General features: G+C 46.3%; 20 protein-coding genes. 7 read left to right on the top strand and 13 right to left on the bottom strand.

What is annotated here, in order from left to right; all coding sequences use genetic code 11:
• Window positions 1–168 precede the first annotated feature (168 nt).
• On the top strand, window positions 169–711 hold the full coding sequence (locus OCV50_RS13440; RefSeq protein ID WP_239841946.1) for an FxsA family protein: 543 nt from the start codon (window positions 169–171) through the stop codon (window positions 709–711).
• 85 nt (window positions 712–796) lie between these two features.
• On the opposite strand, the gene trmL is transcribed toward OCV50_RS13440, so the two are convergent.
• The 4 genes from trmL to OCV50_RS13420 all read right to left on the bottom strand — a co-directional run bounded on the left by trmL (window position 797) and on the right by OCV50_RS13420 (window position 4,123).
• Complete coding sequence (gene trmL, locus OCV50_RS13435) at window positions 797–1,276, bottom strand: tRNA (uridine(34)/cytosine(34)/5-carboxymethylaminomethyluridine(34)-2'-O)-methyltransferase TrmL (RefSeq protein WP_261903266.1); 480 nt, start codon at window positions 1,274–1,276, stop codon at window positions 797–799.
• 76 nt (window positions 1,277–1,352) lie between these two features.
• On the bottom strand, window positions 1,353–1,970 hold the full coding sequence (locus OCV50_RS13430) for a superoxide dismutase (RefSeq protein WP_261903265.1): 618 nt from the start codon (window positions 1,968–1,970) through the stop codon (window positions 1,353–1,355).
• A gap of 75 nt (window positions 1,971–2,045) precedes the next feature.
• Window positions 2,046–3,428, bottom strand: coding sequence for an envelope stress sensor histidine kinase CpxA (cpxA, locus tag OCV50_RS13425; RefSeq protein WP_239841944.1), 1,383 nt, complete (start codon window positions 3,426–3,428; stop codon window positions 2,046–2,048).
• On the bottom strand, window positions 3,428–4,123 hold the full coding sequence (locus OCV50_RS13420; protein ID WP_261903264.1) for a response regulator: 696 nt from the start codon (window positions 4,121–4,123) through the stop codon (window positions 3,428–3,430). The genes cpxA and OCV50_RS13420 overlap by 1 nt, the downstream gene beginning before the upstream one ends.
• A gap of 183 nt (window positions 4,124–4,306) precedes the next feature.
• Here OCV50_RS13420 and OCV50_RS13415 point away from each other — a divergent pair, with 183 nt between their 5' ends.
• The 3 genes from OCV50_RS13415 to pfkA all read left to right on the top strand — a co-directional run bounded on the left by OCV50_RS13415 (window position 4,307) and on the right by pfkA (window position 7,166).
• Window positions 4,307–4,816: a CpxP family protein gene (locus tag OCV50_RS13415; protein WP_261903263.1), complete on the top strand. Its 510-nt coding sequence runs from the start codon at window positions 4,307–4,309 to the stop codon at window positions 4,814–4,816.
• Between the two features lie 165 nt (window positions 4,817–4,981).
• On the top strand, window positions 4,982–5,890 hold the full coding sequence (gene fieF / locus OCV50_RS13410) for a CDF family cation-efflux transporter FieF (protein WP_239841941.1): 909 nt from the start codon (window positions 4,982–4,984) through the stop codon (window positions 5,888–5,890).
• 313 nt (window positions 5,891–6,203) lie between these two features.
• A complete protein-coding gene (pfkA, locus tag OCV50_RS13405; protein ID WP_239841940.1) occupies window positions 6,204–7,166 on the top strand; it encodes a 6-phosphofructokinase in 963 nt (320 codons plus the stop codon).
• A gap of 147 nt (window positions 7,167–7,313) precedes the next feature.
• On the opposite strand, the gene tpiA is transcribed toward pfkA, so the two are convergent.
• Window positions 7,314–8,084: a triose-phosphate isomerase gene (gene tpiA, locus OCV50_RS13400; protein ID WP_032549963.1), complete on the bottom strand. Its 771-nt coding sequence runs from the start codon at window positions 8,082–8,084 to the stop codon at window positions 7,314–7,316.
• A 235-nt stretch (window positions 8,085–8,319) separates the two neighbouring features.
• Between tpiA and OCV50_RS13395 the strand changes: the two genes are divergently transcribed.
• Together OCV50_RS13395 and OCV50_RS13390 are read left to right on the top strand one after the other, a co-directional pair.
• Window positions 8,320–8,667, top strand: coding sequence for a 5-carboxymethyl-2-hydroxymuconate Delta-isomerase (locus OCV50_RS13395; RefSeq protein WP_261903262.1), 348 nt, complete (start codon window positions 8,320–8,322; stop codon window positions 8,665–8,667).
• A gap of 47 nt (window positions 8,668–8,714) precedes the next feature.
• Entirely contained in the window at window positions 8,715–9,137 is a 423-nt protein-coding gene (locus tag OCV50_RS13390; protein WP_261903261.1) for a DUF805 domain-containing protein, read from the top strand.
• 162 nt (window positions 9,138–9,299) lie between these two features.
• Here OCV50_RS13390 and OCV50_RS13385 read toward each other — a convergent pair whose 3' ends face one another.
• From OCV50_RS13385 to glpX, 3 genes are all read right to left on the bottom strand, one after another.
• Window positions 9,300–9,638: a DUF3135 domain-containing protein gene (locus tag OCV50_RS13385; protein ID WP_261903260.1), complete on the bottom strand. Its 339-nt coding sequence runs from the start codon at window positions 9,636–9,638 to the stop codon at window positions 9,300–9,302.
• A 117-nt stretch (window positions 9,639–9,755) separates the two neighbouring features.
• Window positions 9,756–10,373, bottom strand: a complete 618-nt coding sequence (locus OCV50_RS13380; protein ID WP_261903259.1) for a helix-turn-helix transcriptional regulator — start codon at window positions 10,371–10,373, stop codon at window positions 9,756–9,758.
• A 147-nt stretch (window positions 10,374–10,520) separates the two neighbouring features.
• Window positions 10,521–11,528 (bottom strand): class II fructose-bisphosphatase, encoded by a 1,008-nt coding sequence (gene glpX / locus OCV50_RS13375; RefSeq protein WP_261903258.1) that lies wholly within the window; start codon window positions 11,526–11,528, stop codon window positions 10,521–10,523.
• A 324-nt stretch (window positions 11,529–11,852) separates the two neighbouring features.
• Between glpX and zapB the strand changes: the two genes are divergently transcribed.
• Complete coding sequence (gene zapB, locus OCV50_RS13370; protein ID WP_032549970.1) at window positions 11,853–12,095, top strand: cell division protein ZapB; 243 nt, start codon at window positions 11,853–11,855, stop codon at window positions 12,093–12,095.
• A 71-nt stretch (window positions 12,096–12,166) separates the two neighbouring features.
• Here zapB and rraA read toward each other — a convergent pair whose 3' ends face one another.
• The 5 genes from rraA to OCV50_RS13345 form a co-directional block, all read right to left on the bottom strand.
• Window positions 12,167–12,685 (bottom strand): ribonuclease E activity regulator RraA, encoded by a 519-nt coding sequence (rraA, locus tag OCV50_RS13365; protein WP_032549971.1) that lies wholly within the window; start codon window positions 12,683–12,685, stop codon window positions 12,167–12,169.
• Between the two features lie 73 nt (window positions 12,686–12,758).
• Window positions 12,759–13,676: a 1,4-dihydroxy-2-naphthoate polyprenyltransferase gene (locus tag OCV50_RS13360; protein ID WP_261903257.1), complete on the bottom strand. Its 918-nt coding sequence runs from the start codon at window positions 13,674–13,676 to the stop codon at window positions 12,759–12,761.
• A gap of 159 nt (window positions 13,677–13,835) precedes the next feature.
• A complete protein-coding gene (gene hslU, locus OCV50_RS13355) occupies window positions 13,836–15,170 on the bottom strand; it encodes an HslU--HslV peptidase ATPase subunit (RefSeq protein ID WP_261903256.1) in 1,335 nt (444 codons plus the stop codon).
• A 51-nt stretch (window positions 15,171–15,221) separates the two neighbouring features.
• Window positions 15,222–15,770 carry an ATP-dependent protease subunit HslV gene (gene hslV, locus OCV50_RS13350; RefSeq protein ID WP_032549976.1) on the bottom strand — a complete coding sequence of 183 codons (549 nt, stop codon included), beginning with the start codon at window positions 15,768–15,770 and terminating at the stop codon, window positions 15,222–15,224.
• 200 nt (window positions 15,771–15,970) lie between these two features.
• Window positions 15,971–16,504, bottom strand: a complete 534-nt coding sequence (locus OCV50_RS13345; RefSeq protein ID WP_261904163.1) for an SPOR domain-containing protein — start codon at window positions 16,502–16,504, stop codon at window positions 15,971–15,973.
• Window positions 16,505–16,623: the final 119 nt, after the last annotated feature.

The following is a 16,623-nucleotide window of genomic DNA, read 5'->3' as shown; positions in this document are numbered from 1 at the left end:
CATAATACTGTACCTAGCGCATAAAAATAGTAAGTTGATCACCTTTTTTGCTTTTGTTTCGTCAATCTTTTGCAAACTATTTTTTGAAGATGGGACACGCTTATTTACAGGATAAATTTGTGATTGATACAGCTTTCAACGTACACTGAACACAACAAAGGAGGGCTTGTGTTTCCTATCTTATTATTACTATTTATCTTTGTGCCTATCATTGAGATCGGCTTATTTATTCAAGTTGGTGGCTTCTTAGGATTGTGGCCAACAATCGCTTTGGTGTTAGTGACGGCATTTGTTGGTGCGTCTCTGGTACGTAGCCAAGGCATTCAGACATTAATGTCGGTGCAAGGTCGTCTGCAGCAAGGCGAAATGCCAGCGCAACAAATTCTTGAGGGCGTTATGCTTGCTGTGGCGGGTGTATTGCTATTAACCCCAGGTTTTATGACTGATGCTTTAGGTATGTTGGTATTGTTGCCTGCGCCGCGCGCCGCTATCGCGAAAAAGCTGATGGAAAAAATGGTGGTGAAGAATGTATCCGGTGGCTTCCATGCTGGTGGTCATGCTGGTTTTGGTCAGAGCCCATTTGGAGATGACCCATTCAACTCAGGTTCGTTTAAGCAAGACCCATTTGACCAATCGAAAGGCGGAAACACCTTCGAGGGTGAGTTTGAGAAGAAAGACGACGATAACAACGATCGTAACCGTTTGAACTAATTTCTATCCCACCATCAAAAAAGGCTCTCTCCTTTATTAGAACAAAAGGAGAGAGCCTTTTTTATTGTCTATATTCGATTTCTAGCTAAACAGCGCCTTCAAAACCCATTTGTCGCCACGCTTCAAACGCGATGATCGCAACGGCATTCGATAGGTTTAGACTACGTGCGTCGGGCATCATTGGGATGCGGATGCGCTGCTCCATTGGCATGCTTTCAATTAGATCGGCTGGTAGGCCGCGAGTTTCTGGGCCAAACATCAGTACATCACCTTGTTGGAATTTCGCGTCCACGTGATGACCTGTGGTTTTGGTAGTGCAGGCAAAAATACGAAACTCACCCTCGCGCTCGTTCTCTAAATATTCTAGAAACGCTTCAAGGTTCTTGTGACGTTTTACACGAGCTAGATCATGGTAGTCCAACCCTGCGCGGCGTACTTTTTTCTCTTCTAAATCAAAACCAAGTGGTTCAATCAGGTGTAGGTTGGCGCCACAGTTGGCACAAAGGCGAATGATGTTACCCGTGTTAGGTGCAATTTCAGGTTCGTAAAGCGCGATATCAAACATACTGGTTCACTAGATAGATAAAAAGTAGCTTGAGTATACGGTGGCAAGCTGGGTGAGTACAGTTGCCACCGAAGGATTAAGCGTTGTTAGCGAGTGCCTGCGCGTAGTTTTCGGCAACGGCATCCCAATTGACCACATTCCACCATGCATTTATGTAATCTGGACGACGGTTCTGGTAGCTGATGTAGTAAGCGTGTTCCCAAACATCAAGCGCTAGGATAGGTTCACCTTGGCTGTCCACCGCATCCATCCAAGGGTTATCTTGGTTGGAGGTAGAGACGATTTTCAGTGCGCCATCTTTAACGACAAGCCAAGCGAAGCCCGAACCAAAGGTGTTGATAGCGGCTTGAGCAAACTGATCTTTAAAGCTTTCTAAGTCGCCAAATGTCGCCAGAATTTCTTTGGCTAGATCACCGCTTGGCTCACCGCCACCGTCTTTAGACATGCAGTTCCAGTAAAGAATGTGATTGTAGTAGCCACCACCGTTGTTACGTACTGCTGGTGAATGCTTAGAGATGTTGGCAAAAATTTCTGTTAGAGGCTGCGTCTCTAAATCGGTACCTGAGATCGCTGCCATGAACTTATCGTAATAGGTTCTGTGGTGCTTACTGTAGTGAACCTCCATTGTTTTTGCGTCAATGTAAGGCTCTAAAGCGTCGTAAGCATAAGGCAATTCTGGAAAGGTGTGTGACATGGTAAATCCTCCTTAATTAGAGGATTCACCATAATGATAATGGATCTCATTATCAACTAGATCTTTGTAAGGTTATTACAAAGGGATGATAGGCAAGGTAATTTCCACCTGTAATCCGCCCAGTGAACTGCGACTCGCGGTAATGGTGCCGCTGTGCTGACGAATCGCACTCTCGGTGATGGTTAGCCCAAGCCCTGTGCCTCCCGAATGGCGGTCGCGCGCGGTTGACACTCGATAGAATGGTCGGAATATCGACTCAAGCTCCGCTTCAGGGACGCCATCGCCATTATCATTGACCTGAATTGTGAGTTGGTCTTGCTTCACGCTCATCTGTACATCGACCTTGTCTTTACCGTAGTAGATGGCATTGCGAATGATGTTGTCGAGTGCGCTCATCAATAACTTAGGGTTGCCAGATATCGAGCGTTCTGGAATCTCAGAGAAGGTGAGGCTTTTACTCATCTGTTCTGCTTCGAACTCTGCGTCTTTTAGGATCTCTTCCCATAGGCTCGAAAGTGGCTGGATCTCTCGCGTGATATGGCTATCGACCTGCATGCGCGACAAAGTCAGCAGCTCACTGATCATCTGCTCCAATCGCTGCGCTTCGGTGTCAATTCGCTCCAGCTCTTGGCTTTCTCCCTGCTTGCGGATAGCAAGCGCGTTAGCCATTCTTAGGCGTGTTAAAGGGGAGCGCAGTTCATGAGAGATATCGGAGAGCAGTCGCTGCTGCCCTGAAATCATCTGATTCACGGCCTCGACCATCTGGTTGAAGCTTTCCCCAGCCTGACGGAACTCAGAGGTGCCTTTTTCAAGGGTTGGGTCGACCTCAAATTGTCCTTTTGCGACACGTTGTGCTGCGCGCTCTAATCTTCTCGCGGGTTGGCTAAGTGCCCAAGCAAGCCACAATAGTAGTGGAGTACTCGCTAGCATGACGGCAAGAAGCAGTTGCAGTGGTTTATCAAACAACCTTAGTAAGAAAGGTGGCGGTTGATTCCATTTAACACTGACGTACATCATCAGGTCTTCATTGGCGAGCACAACAGGAACCGGGCCTGCCACCATGTAATGCCCATACAGCTTCTGCTTTGGTACCTCTGGGTTATCAATGGTCGTTACAAAGTTGCGGATCGCTTTGACCTTGTAGTTAGAGTGGCGCTTAGTCGTCAAGACGCTACCGTCTAAATCGGTTAGGTAAATGCGTGGGCGAGAATCTTTGCGACTGCGAGGTGGTCCCTCAAGCTGAAAGACAATCTTGCCAAGGTTGTCTTCGCCCGCAAAGCGTTTCTCTGTGGCTTTAGCGATGCGAGTGAGTTTGTCGTAGTGTTCTGCAGGAACATCTCGTGCAACACGCGGATCTAGGTGTGGCAGAGAGAGCACTGATAAAAGCACCAGTAACATGGTGAACCAAAAAATAGCAAAGATACGTCCATATAAGCTGGTGATTTTAGGTAAGCGCATTAATCTTCCTCAACAAATAGGTAGCCACGGCCACGCAGAGTCTTAATGCGAGCTTTGCCGTCAGGGCGTTCTGGTACTTTCTTTCTTAGGTTAGAGATGTGCATATCAATGGCACGATCAAAGGCCGCGAGTCTTTTTCCAAGCACATCTAAACTGAGTGACTCTTTAGTGATCACTTGTCCTGGGTTTTGAATCAGGTGGCTCAATAGGGCGAACTCGGTGGTGGTGAGATCCAGCAATTGCTCATTGCAGTAAGCTTCTTGCTTGCCCGGATACACGGCTAAGTCTTGGTAGCGAACGCAGTCGCTGGTGGTTGCTTTCTCGTTATTGTTACTCGATTGAGTGCGTCGCAAGATGGCGCGAATGCGAGCGAGCAGTTCACGGTCACTGAACGGCTTGGGTAAGTAGTCATCGGCACCGAGCTCAAGCCCAATCACGCGATCAATCTCTTCTCCTTTCGCCGTAAGCATTAATACTGGGGTTTCCCATGACTCACGCAGCTTCTTAAGGGTTTCCATCCCATTGAGCTTGGGCATCATCACATCCAGTAAGATAAGGTCAATGTCGCTATTGATCGCGTCGAGGCCTGCGTAACCATCATTGGCTTCGGTTACGGTAAAGCCTTCAAAGCTCAAGATGTCTTTTAAAAGGCTGGTCAGTTCCGTGTCGTCATCAATAAGGAGGATATTTGCCATAGGGAGAACCTTGTTGTGTTGTTTACACCTAAATAATAACTGCTAACTATTCGTCAATTTGCACTCTTTACGATTCTTTACGCTTTCTACACGTTGCTTTACGTGTGAGCTTCTATTCTATACTCAAGCGCTGACCAACAGACGCAGACACACAAATGATTATACCAATTTGAGGCAAAGATTATGAAAATGACTAAGAAACTTGTACTAGCAGCTGCAGCTCTTCCACTAGTGTTTGGTACAGCAAGTGCGTATGCGTATGGTGGCGGTGACAAAGGCGACCACAAAGGTATGCACGGCAAGTGCGGTGGCTTTGATAAGAAAATGATGCGCCAGCTTGACCTAACAGACGCACAAAAAGATCAGCTTAAAGAGATGCGTGAAGCAAACCGAGCGGCGATGAAAGAGAAGCGCTCTGCGAACAAAGCTGAAAAAATGGCCGAGATGAAGGCGCACCGTGAGCAAGTTCAAGCATTGGTTCTGGCGGATACCTTCGATGAAGCAGCAGCGAATGAACTGGCGAGCAAAATGGTAGAGAAACAGACAGAACGTCGCGTTGCTATGCTGAAGAAGCAGCACGAAATGATGAGCGTTTTGACTCCTGAACAGAAGACTAAGCTGACTGAACTGCAACAAGAGCGCATGGCTAAGTGTCTAGAGAAAATGGAAAAACGAGCAAATAAAGACAGCTAATGATTGGGCGTGGCACCACACGCCAGCAACATGAGCAAGACTGAAAAAGCGACCGTGTGTCGCTTTTTTTGATCGCAATTACAAAAATTTAAGTGGCTGACTGTCATATTCAATCGGTTGTTGTCAGGTTATACTTTGTGCAATAGTTCAAACAATAGTCAGAATATGAAAGCAGAATACGCTCGTCTTGTGACACTCGCGGCCTGGGCAGCCACTATCGTTGCGACACTCTTATTGGTCGTAAAAGTCGCCGTTTGGTGGGTGACAGGTTCAGTCAGTTTATTGGCCTCGGTAGTCGACTCCCTACTCGATATTGCCGCTTCGTTAGTCAACCTGTTGGTGGTGCGCTACTCGTTGCAACCTGCTGACAGAGAACATACTTTTGGCCATGGAAAGGCAGAATCCTTAGCGGCTTTGGCACAAGCAATGTTTATTTCCGGATCGGCCTGTTTCCTTATTCTAAACGGCGTTGACCGTTTCTTTAGACCTCAAGAATTAAACTCACCAGAGCTCGGCATCTATGTCAGCTTGTTTGCCATCTTCGTCACCTTTGGTTTAGTCCGTTTCCAGCAACATGTGGTTAAGAAAACGGGCAGCCAGGCGATAGCCGCAGACTCTCTACATTATCAGTCCGATCTTTATATGAATGCCGCGATCATGCTGGCACTGGCTTTGAGTTGGTTTGGCTTTGAACATGCGGATCCTATTTTTGCGATCGCAATTGGTGGCTACATTCTTTACAGCGCCTATCAGATGGCGATGGAAGCGATTCAATCATTGCTCGATAGAAAACTGCCAGATGAAGAACTTAAACAGATCAAAAGCGCGGCGCTCAGTATTGAAGGAGTATTGGGAGTGCATCAGTTAAGAACGCGTCGCTCAGGGCCAATTCGTTTTATTCAACTGCATTTGGAGTTACAAGATGAGATGCCACTTATTGAAGCGCATCGCATTTCTGATGAAGTTGAGGCCAAGTTGTTGTCGGTTTTCCCGGATGCTGATGTACTGATTCACCAAGATCCCTATTCGGTGGTATTTGGCCCTGAGAAGCAGCAAAAGTTTCAATCTTGGTAGATAGACTCCCCATTCAACCTAAATGGTAAGTGGGGTATTTTTGGGCTACATTGAGTAAAACTTGCTAATACTTTGGTGATATAAAAACCAGCCAATAACAATTAATGTTGATTCTGATGTGAATCAACAAAGTTATTGAGTAAAACTGTAATACTCCTACAGAAGTAGAAAAGTTACATAATTTTGTGCGATTTGAGTGGTATTCCTGTTGGGGAAATGTAACATAGCGCACAAATATAGATTTAAAATCTTGTTGATATACAATCAGCAAGAGCAAGAATTGATAATAAATTCCCAAATATTGAGGGTGAGCATGATTAAGAAAATCGGTGTTTTAACAAGTGGCGGTGACGCACCTGGTATGAACGCGGCAGTACGTGGTGTTGTTCGTACAGCACTGTCTGCTGGTATCGAAGTTTACGGCATTTACGATGGTTACCTTGGTCTGGTTGAAGACCGTATCAAGAAACTGGATCGTTCTAGCGTATCTGACGTGATCAACCGCGGTGGTACTTTCTTAGGCTCTGCACGTTTCCCTGAGTTTAAAGAAGTTGAAGTTCGCCAAAAAGGTATCGAAAACCTGAAAAAACACGGCATCGAAGCACTTGTTGTTGTGGGTGGTGACGGTTCTTACATGGGCGCGAAGAAGCTGACTGAAATGGGCTACCCATGTATCGGTCTACCAGGCACAATCGATAACGATATTGCAGGTACTGACTACACAATCGGTTACCTAACGGCACTGAACACTGTTATCGACAACATCGACCGTCTACGTGATACATCATCTTCACACCAACGTATCTCTATCGTAGAGATCATGGGCCGTCACTGTGGTGACCTAACCCTAATGTCTGCGATTGCTGGCGGTTGTGAATACATCATCACACCTGAAACTGGCTTAGACAAAGAGCAGCTTATCCAAAACATCCAAGATGGAATCGCGAAGGGTAAGAAGCACGCAATCATCGCGCTTACTGAGCTAATGATGGATGCAAATGAGCTAGCGAAAGAGATCGAAGCGGCAACGGGTCGTGAAACTCGTGCAACGGTTCTTGGTCACATCCAACGTGGTGGTCGCCCTACAGCATTTGACCGCGTACTGGCTTCTCGCATGGGTAACTACGCAGTTCACCTACTTCAAGAAGGTCACGGTGGTCGTTGTGTTGGTATCGAGAAAGAACAGCTTGTTCACCACGATATCATCGACTGTATCGAGAACATGAAAAACCCAGATCGTTCAGACCTATTCAAGGTTGCTGAAGAGCTATTCTAAGCCGGTCTTGGTCTAAAAATGTAAAGAACCGCTGCATTGTCAGCGGTTTTTTTATGCCTGAAGATCAGCGGGTGAGGTTTGGGTAACAGGCAATAAAAAAGGCCAACCTAAGTTGACCTTTCTTCAATTTAAACGGTGAAGTTTAAATTAAGCTTTTGCTTTAGCTGCTGCTTTAGCGATAGCTGCGAAACCAGCTGCGTTAAGCGCTGCGCCGCCAACTAGAGCACCATCGATGTCTGGTTGTGCGAAGTAAGCTTCAGCGTTTTCTGGCTTAACAGAACCACCGTACTGGATGATTACTTGCTCAGCTACTGCTGCGTCTTTTTCTGCGATCATTGCACGGATAGAAGCGTGGATGCGTTGTGCATCTTCAGCTGTTGCTGCTTTACCAGTACCGATAGCCCAGATTGGTTCGTAAGCGATGATTGCGCCGTTTAGAGCTTCAACACCGTAAGCGTCGATAACCGCGTTGATTTGACGTGCACATACTGCTTCAGTTTCGCCCGCTTCGTTTTGCGCTTCAGATTCACCGATACAGAAAACTGGCTTCAGGCCGTTTTCTTGTAGGAATTTGAATTTCTTAGCAACGAACTCGTCTGATTCGTTGTGGTACTCACGACGCTCAGAGTGACCGATGATGATGTGAGAAGCACCGAAGTCTTTCAGCATTTCTGGAGACATGTCGCCAGTGAAAGCACCGCTGTTGTTTAGGTCAGTGTTCTGTGCACCTAGGATGATTTTGTTACCGCCTTCTGCGATAAGACGCTCAGCTAGATCGATGTAAAGTGCTGGTGGAGCTACTGCTACGTCTACACCTTCAACGCCTTCAAGTTCAGCGTTAAGACCAGTTAGCAGCTCAGTTACCATTGCTTTGCTACCGTTAAGTTTCCAGTTACCCATCACTACAGGACGACGCATAGGAATATCTCCGTATTTAATCAATTAATGTAAAAAATCTTCGTAAGAATATAACAGATAAAACGCGTTAGATCATGATTGTGGTCATGTCTTTATGGGATCTTATCGATTGGTCAGAGTAGATAATAGACAGATATCAGTGATCCAACAGACAGAATAATAGTGAACTCCTCGGATTTTTCACGGTAACTTGTTATTAAAGGTCAAACGATTGCGTGAAGAATAGGAAGTAACCATGCCAAATTTAGTTCTTGAGTACTCAAACTCGGTGGATGAGCGAGTGAATGTACAAGGTTTGCTAGAAGATCTCCATCAAGTTGCATTACACTGTGGATTGTTTGATGCACCTTCTGTCAAATCTCGTGCGCTGCGCTGCCATCACTGGCTGGTAGGGGAAGAAGACGACAGTGTGGACTTTATTCATATCAGCTTTGAGTTACTTGCGGGTCGTACTGAAGAGCAGAAAAGGGAGCTGTCACGAGCATTAATGGTGGTACTGCAAGAGCAAGCTAGCCATGTTAGAAGCCTGACAGTGAACATTCGTGATATGGACATCAACTGTTTTCAAAAAGTGATTAATTAATTTTTGCAGCCCCGTTTGGCCGCATCCCAAATTAGAGTGTATTTAAGATGTCGATGAAAGAGTTACTGTTTTCCTTTAAAGGAAGAATCAGCCGTAAAACCTACTGGATTTGGAACGTGTTCTACTACGTTGCCATTACTGGCTTTGCATCGGGGATTTCTGTGTTGTTCCCAGCATACTCTTACATCTTGTTGCCTATATTCTTATTGATGTTGGTGATTCCTGACTTAGCGGTCACGGCAAAGCGTTGGCATGACCGAAACAAATCGAATATGTGGTTATTGCTTAATGTACCCCTAGTATTAGGGCGCTTAGCGTCTCCTATGGCAACTCCGACGGCAGAAACCGTTTCGCCCATTCATATGGTAGCGACGGTTGCGGCTCTGGTCTGTGGCCTGTGGATTTTGGTTGAGTGTGGCTTTTTGAAGGGCACAGAAGGTCGTAATGATTACGGTGATGAGCCGCAGTAGTTTTTCTAAAATGCTGTCTTTCTGAGACATAGGGTATCTAAAGGCTGATTCTTTTAAAGCAAAGTACCCTTGACGTTTTAAGCTTGAAGCATGAGGCAGAGAAAAGTATTGAAATAGAAAGGAGGCATGTCGCCTCCTTTTTTTGTATCGATTCCCTAAGGGTTAGTCGGTGTTTCTTGGTTTAAATTCGATGATGGTTGCTTGTGGTGACTCTGTATTTGACGTGTTGCCCTGAAGTGCTTCCTGAAACTTGCATACTTGGCAGCGTAGCTCACGCATTAGGACTACGTTGGTTTGGTGAGGGTTTTTACAGCGGCTGACCACTAAGTCGATGTGGCTCTGTTGGGCTCGCAGTCTGTCCTGCATGATACTGGAAGCTGAGCAAATCATCTGCTCGCACATATCATGTTTGAGTTGGTTGAACGCATTCGGATCTCGCTGAGCAAGTTCAACCAATTCATCGAAAGGGGGCAGTTTGAGATCGGGTTGAGGATGTCCCATCTTTCTTTCCTTAGTGATGCATCGTGAGTGAGATGCTTTAAGCTTAAGAAAGAAATCTGGTTATTTTTTGTTCAGTTTGTGTTCTTCTCAAATTTGAGACAGTACTGTTCGGTGCCTCTAAAGTGGGATCACTGTGTATGTACAGCGGCGCTCACCGGCAATAATGTGCTCTGAACGACTGATATTACAGTCATTTTTGAGTAGTTCTGTAAACACATTGAGCTCTGATTGGCACAAACTTGGGCAGCGTGTAGCGGCCTTGCAGATAGGGCAGTGGTTCTCAATCAATACGTAGTGATCGCCTTCGTCATGCAGTTCTGCCATATAGCCTTCTTCTTCACGCAAACGAGTGAGAGTTTGAAGCTTGCTAACAAGATCGTCGCAATCGACTAAGGCTTGTTGGTATTGCTTTAGGGTAGATTGCTCACGCTCTGCAGCGACTTTGGCGAGGCCTTCTTTGCCAAATAGGTTCTCAACCGCCTCGATCACTTGAATGGTTAGCTCACCGTGACGATCAGAAAATTGATTGTGTCCTTGTTGAGTTAAAGACCAGTGGCGCGTTGGGCGACCGACTTTTACCTTCACATCATGAAACGCCAGAATCCCATCATCTTCTAGGCTTTGGAGATGCTGCCTTGCACCCATAGTCGTCATACCAAACTCTTGTGCAAGCTGTTTAGCAGTAACGGCCCCATGGCGCTTAATGGTGTGTAAAATTCTGTCGCTTGTTTTCATACTATCCCTACCTCATGAACCTTACTATTATGAGGCAAGGTATTTATAAAGCAAACCATTTACTATAGTCACTCAACGGCATTGCTATAAAAAGAAAAGGCCAGCACCCAAGTGCTAGCCTTAAAGAGAATCGAGTGGAGGTCGTTACTAAAGAATGTGACCAATCACTTCTGGGTCTTTACGCTCAAGGTAGTGAATCGACTTGATACGACGAATCGTACGACAGCGACCGCGAATAAGCAGAGTTTCTGTGGTTGCGATGTTACCTTGACGAGTGATGCCTTCTAATAGGTCACCTTTGGTGATACCTGTTGCCGAGAACACTACGTTGTCGCTGCGCGCCATATCTTCCATCTTTAACACGATACCCGCCGTTACGCCCATTTCAGCACAACGCGCTAGCTCAAGTTCACCGTGTTTACGGTTCGCTTCTGTATCGCCTTTAACTTCATGACGTGGCAGTAGACGACCATGCATGTCACCGTCTAATGCGCGAATGACCGCTGCTGACACCACACCCTCTGGTGCGCCACCAATGCAGTACATCACGTCCACTTCACTGTCTGGCATACAAGTCAGAATAGAGGCTGCTACGTCACCATCTGGCACAGCAAATACGCGAACGCCCATTGCTTGCATCTCTGCGATCACTTGGTCGTGACGAGGCTTAGCTAGAGTGGTTACCACTAGCGTATCCAAAGATTTGCCTAGTGCTTTCGCGATGTTCTCTAGGTTTTCTTTCAGTGGTTTTTCTAGGTCGATAGCACCCTTAGCACCTGGGCCAACCACTAACTTTTCCATGTACATATCAGGAGCTTTTAAGAAGCTACCTTTTTCACCCGCAGCCAGCACAGCCAGTGCGTTTGACTGACCCATAGCGGTCATACGAGTCCCTTCGATTGGGTCAACAGCGATATCCACTGCGTCACCACCAACACCGACATTCTCCCCGATGTATAGCATCGGAGCATCATCGATTTCGCCTTCACCAATAACAATCTCACCGCTGATTTCGGTTTTGTTAAGTAGGCTACGCATGACTTCTACTGCGGCACCATCGGCAGCGTTTTTATCACCACGGCCAAGCCATTTATAACCTGCTAGTGCTGCACCTTCAGTGACACGAGAAAATGCCATTGCTAAATCGCGTTTCATGCGGACTCCAAAATTTTCAAAGGGGGAATAGAAATTTCGCGGCGGATTTTACCATAGTTAAAAGGAAACGTTTGCTTTTTTGCTTTTGTGGCTTTGTTTACGATCAAAGCAGAGTAGAAATTTTAAAATATTCACTGAAATAATCAGTTAGGTAATAGTGCTGACACAATTAACGTCAATATTCGGTAAAAAGCGATGTTTTTTTCATCGAATGGCGCAAAATATCGAAGATATAGAGTGTTTATCCGTGCTCTGCTGAGTAGAATGGGGCAATAAGTGGAGTGAACCTTCAACATCAAATGGATAACTTAAAGGTAGGCCAGAATGTCTTTTGAAGTACTAGAGCAACTAGAAGCAAAAATTCAAACAGCAGTTGATACTATTGCACTTCTGCAAATGGAAGTAGAAGAGCTAAAAGAAGAGAAGCAGCAGCTAGCGACAGAAGCTGGTGAGCTAAAAGCAAGCCGTGAAGAGCTAGAGCAAAAAACTCAACAAATGCAGCAAGAGCACGCAGCATGGCAAGATCGCATTCGCAGCCTACTAGGCAAAATGGACGAAGTTGAGTAATCCACTTTTGCTGCGATAATCGCTGATGAAAAAATGCCCGCTAATTCAGTTAGCGGGCATTTTTGTATCAACTATTCGTTCTCATCGTCTTCGGCATCAAGCTCGAACTCTACATCGAGTGGCTCTGGCGACAAGATAATGCCAGTATTGTCGGCATAGAGGTAATCTTCAGGAAGAAAGCTAACACTACCGAAGTTGACTGGGACATCGACTTCACCAACGCCATCTTGCACGGCTCCTACTGGGATTGAAGCCAACGCTTGAATACCTAGGTTCATATCTTCCAGTTCGTCCACTTCACGAACGCAGCCATACACCACAATACCTTCCCACTCATTGTCTTCCGCCAATAGGGCAAGCTCAGCATCGATCAGTGCTTTACGCAGTGAACCACCACCATCAATCAGCAACACACGGCCTAAGCCATCTTGTTCCAGCACGGAGCGAATCAGCGCGTTGTCCTCGAAACATTTGAGTGTCGTGATTTGCCCAGCAAACGAGGCTCTTCCACCAAAGTTGCTGAACATCGGCTCTACGACATCGACTTGGTCTAGATAGATGTCGCACAGTGCTGAAGTGTTGTATTCCATTCGCGTACCTTTTGAACAATGAGCTTACTTTGAGTATATCGGTGCTCGATCCCTTTGCAATGATTAGTCTGAATTATGTCAATAGAGTTTGAGCTACAACAACACCAGCAAACAATAAGTTAGTTACTAGTGAGCATTTTACGATGACTGGCATCATAGGCGCGATTTGCGCAGGTTTGTCTGTATCCCAAACCGCTTTCCCATGTTTATAAACGCTAATGATACTTAGCGAGAACGGCAGGCTGATCCAAGCGGGTTTATCTTGAATCAGTAGGTAACTGGCAAAAGCGAGTACCGCCACACTTAGCAACACAAAATGATATTGCTTGGCTTTGCGTTGACCGAGTCGAACCGCCATGGTGCGTTTACCGCATTCACTGTCGTTCTCAATATCACGCATGTTGTTGATGTTCAGTACCGCCACCGCCATTAAGCCACAGCCCAATGCAGGCAAGAATAAGCTAGGCTCGATGTGTCCAGTGTGTAGAAAGTAGGTTCCAGAGACACCCAGTAGCCCGAAGAAGATAAATACCGATAGGTCACCTAGGCCAATATAGCCGTAAGGTTTTTTACCTACGGTGTAGGCAATCGCTGCGGCAATCGCCAGCACACCCAAACCGATGAAAGAGAGAATGCTCTCAATCGAGGTCAATGCGTGAAAAATTAAGATAAGCCCAGCAATCATAGTAAACACAATGTTTAGGATGATGGCTTGCTTCATGGTTGCGGCAGAGACAGCACCCGACTGCATCGCTCGCATTGGGCCTAGACGATTTTCATTGTCGGTCCCTTTTACCGCGTCTCCATAGTCGTTAGCGAGGTTGGAAAGGATCTGCAGCAAGGTTGCGGTGAGAAAAGCCAACAAAGCAATGGATAGAGAAAACTGATCGCTAGCGAACGCTAAACTACTTCCTGTAAGAATAGAGACGAGTGCGAGAGGCAGAGTTTTTGGTCGTGCGGCATCAAGCCAAATCAGTAGAGATTGTTTCATCGTAGGTCTATTTGTCGTTGTAAGGACACTGTGTCATACCGTATTTCGAGTATACGCTCATTTTTTAAGTAATAAAAAGCCCACTCGAGAGTGGGTCTTGAAATCGGTAATCAGCTTGCTGTTTCTTTGCGTTAGAGCAACAAGTTGGATATTTTTGTGCTACAGAATGAAGCGGCTTAGGTCTTCGTCTTCAACGAACTCACCCAGTTTAGACTTCACATAACCCGCATCAATCACTAGTTTGCTGCCAGCTTTGTCAGTCGCTTCGAATGAAATCTCATCCATTAGGCGTTCCATCACTGTGTGTAGACGACGTGCACCGATGTTCTCGGTAGTTTCGTTTACTTGCCATGCCGCTTCTGCGATCTGAGTGATGCCGTCTTCAGTGAACTCTACGTCCACTTCTTCGGTCTTCATGAGAGCGATGTACTGCTCCGTTAGAGACGCTTTTGGCTCAGTTAGGATACGTTTGAAATCGTGGCTTGATAGCGCTTCAAGCTCAACACGGATTGGTAGACGACCTTGCAGTTCAGGAATCAGATCCGATGGCTTAGCCACTTGGAATGCACCTGAAGTTACAAACAGGATGTGGTCTGTTTTTACCATACCGTGCTTGGTTGATACTGTGCTGCCCTCAATCAGAGGCAGTAGGTCACGCTGAACACCTTCGCGAGACACATCTGGACCAGAGCTATCACCACGCTTACAGATCTTGTCAATCTCATCGATAAATACGATGCCGTTGTTCTCAACGTTGTAGATTGCGCTCTCTTTCAGCTCTTCTTGGTTAACCAATTTTGCCGCTTCTTCTTCGGTCAGTGCCTTGAATGCGTCTTTTATTTTCAGCTTACGCTTTTTCTTGGTGTCACCTGCAAGGTTTTGGAACATGCCTTGTAGCTGGTTAGTCATCTCTTCCATGCCTGGAGGCGCCATGATTTCAACGCCCATTTGTGGTGCTGCAACATCGATTTCGATCTCTTTGTCGTCTAGCTTACCTTCGCGCAGCTTTTTGCGGAAAATCTGACGCGTGTTTGATGAGCCTTCATCAGCTTGCTCGTTTTGACCCCAAGCGTCGCGAGCTGGCGGAAGTAGAGCATCAAGGATACGCTCTTCTGCTTGCTCTTCAGCGCGGAATTTCACTTTCTCCATCGCTTGCTGGTGAGTCATCTTGATCGCAACATCCGTTAGGTCACGGATAATGGTTTCGACTTCTTTACCAACGTAGCCCACTTCCGTGAATTTTGTTGCTTCTACTTTGATGAAAGGCGCGTTTGCGAGCTTAGCAAGGCGGCGAGCAATTTCAGTTTTACCCACACCGGTTGGACCGATCATCAGAATGTTCTTAGGTGAAACCTCAACACGTAGGCTCTCTTCTAGCTGCATACGGCGCCAGCGGTTACGTAGAGCGATAGCGACAGAGCGCTTCGCGTTGTCTTGGCCAATGATGTGGCGGTTCAGTTCATGAACAATTTCACGAGGGGTCATTTCAGACATGTCTATTCCTTAATTCTTGAATCACTGTTGGGTGCAATATTGGTTTGAGTCTTATTCCGGTTTCGGTAGCTCAACGGTGCTTTCTAGTTCTTCAACAGTGTGGTGATGGTTGGTGAACACACAGATGTCGCCTGCAATAGTTAGCGCCTTCTCTGCGATTTCACGTGCATCTAAATCAGTATTTTCTAGTAGGGCTGTTGCTGCTGCTTGTGCAAAGTTGCCGCCAGAACCAATCGCGATTAGGTCATGCTCAGGCTGCACTACGTCACCATTACCAGTGATGATCAGTGATGCCGTTTCATCGGCTACTGCCAGCAGTGCTTCTAGTTTGCGCAGAGCGCGATCACTACGCCAATCCTTCGCCAGCTCAACGGCAGCTTTGGTAAGGTGGCCTTGGTGCATTTGCAGCTTGCTTTCAAATTTTTCGAATAGCGTGAAAGCATCTGCAGTACCGCCAGCGAAACCTGCCAGTACTTTGTTGTTGTATAGGCGACGTACTTTACGGGCATTGCCCTTCATTACTGTATTGCCTAGAGATACTTGTCCATCACCCGCGATGACGACTTTATTATTACGACGTACAGATACAATGGTAGTCACGAGTAGGGCCTCTTTATCTTTTTATCTTTGGGTATAAAAACAATATGAGGATGGCCTACTGAGAATTCAAGTTGCCATAGTGGAAGTAGGGCAATTTATGCTTGATAGAACAGCAGAAAATTGTGTTTGCCGACCAATAGAAAATGGTGTTGGCTCAGAAAGCAGAAAACCTCCGAAAGCGGAGGTTTTCATTATGATATTTATTGGTCTTTCCAAATTGCACACGGCTCGATTTTGGCTCTTTGTAGCTTATGGCGATCACGCTCAGCGTCACGCTTAAGTTTGTATGGGCCAAGCACCACTCGATACCAGCTGCTGCCGTCTTTTTTACGGATCTCACTAGAGATGCCTTGGAAGGCGATATCCAACTTACGCGCTTCAGCTTGAGCGGATGTCTTATACGCACCACACTGCATGATGTATGGCACTTTAGATACCTGTTGCTCTTTGGCTTTCACTTCAACTTCGCGACTTGGCAAGGTTTCTACGTAATCCCACTTTTCTTCTGGTGGCGGTGGAATCACTTTCGCTGGCTTAGGTTTTGGTTTGGGCTTAGTCACCACAGTCGGTGGAGGCGGCTCAGGATCATTGCTTAGCAGGTACAAGCCGTAGCCAAAGCCACCGGCCAGTAAGATCGCCAAAAGACCACTGCGCCATGGTTTTCGGCGAGGGGCAGGTTTTTTAGCCGTGCGTTTATTTCCACGACCGCGCTTTACATAATCTCTATTAGCCACAAGTCTTTCAAATGTTGGTGATTCTGCACCCATGGTAATCCAGAATGCGCGAGGATAATAGTGTAGAAATGGAAGCGGCACATCAAAATGTGCCGCAGATTTATGTGTCTATTTTCATG

This window comes from Vibrio fortis, from assembly GCF_024347475.1.
GTDB lineage: Bacteria > Pseudomonadota > Gammaproteobacteria > Enterobacterales > Vibrionaceae > Vibrio > Vibrio fortis.
This window is presented reverse-complemented; position numbering and strand designations above follow the sequence as displayed.

Bases quoted from the DNA above. Each gene is read 5' to 3' on its own strand.
- trmL (WP_261903266.1), bottom strand. From the start codon at position 1,276: ATGTTTGATATCGCGCTTTACGAACCTGAAATTGCACCTAACACGGGT.
- OCV50_RS13430 (WP_261903265.1), bottom strand. From the start codon at position 1,970: ATGTCACACACCTTTCCAGAATTGCCTTATGCTTACGACGCTTTAGAG.
- cpxA (WP_239841944.1), bottom strand. From the start codon at position 3,428: ATGCGCTTACCTAAAATCACCAGCTTATATGGACGTATCTTTGCTATT.
- OCV50_RS13420 (WP_261903264.1), bottom strand. From the start codon at position 4,123: ATGGCAAATATCCTCCTTATTGATGACGACACGGAACTGACCAGCCTT.
- OCV50_RS13415 (WP_261903263.1), top strand. From the start codon at position 4,307: ATGAAAATGACTAAGAAACTTGTACTAGCAGCTGCAGCTCTTCCACTA.
- fieF (WP_239841941.1), top strand. From the start codon at position 4,982: ATGAAAGCAGAATACGCTCGTCTTGTGACACTCGCGGCCTGGGCAGCC.
- pfkA (WP_239841940.1), top strand. From the start codon at position 6,204: ATGATTAAGAAAATCGGTGTTTTAACAAGTGGCGGTGACGCACCTGGT.
- tpiA (WP_032549963.1), bottom strand. From the start codon at position 8,084: ATGCGTCGTCCTGTAGTGATGGGTAACTGGAAACTTAACGGTAGCAAA.
- OCV50_RS13395 (WP_261903262.1), top strand. From the start codon at position 8,320: ATGCCAAATTTAGTTCTTGAGTACTCAAACTCGGTGGATGAGCGAGTG.
- OCV50_RS13390 (WP_261903261.1), top strand. From the start codon at position 8,715: ATGTCGATGAAAGAGTTACTGTTTTCCTTTAAAGGAAGAATCAGCCGT.
- OCV50_RS13385 (WP_261903260.1), bottom strand. From the start codon at position 9,638: ATGGGACATCCTCAACCCGATCTCAAACTGCCCCCTTTCGATGAATTG.
- OCV50_RS13380 (WP_261903259.1), bottom strand. From the start codon at position 10,373: ATGAAAACAAGCGACAGAATTTTACACACCATTAAGCGCCATGGGGCC.
- glpX (WP_261903258.1), bottom strand. From the start codon at position 11,528: ATGAAACGCGATTTAGCAATGGCATTTTCTCGTGTCACTGAAGGTGCA.
- zapB (WP_032549970.1), top strand. From the start codon at position 11,853: ATGTCTTTTGAAGTACTAGAGCAACTAGAAGCAAAAATTCAAACAGCA.
- rraA (WP_032549971.1), bottom strand. From the start codon at position 12,685: ATGGAATACAACACTTCAGCACTGTGCGACATCTATCTAGACCAAGTC.
- OCV50_RS13360 (WP_261903257.1), bottom strand. From the start codon at position 13,676: ATGAAACAATCTCTACTGATTTGGCTTGATGCCGCACGACCAAAAACT.
- hslU (WP_261903256.1), bottom strand. From the start codon at position 15,170: ATGTCTGAAATGACCCCTCGTGAAATTGTTCATGAACTGAACCGCCAC.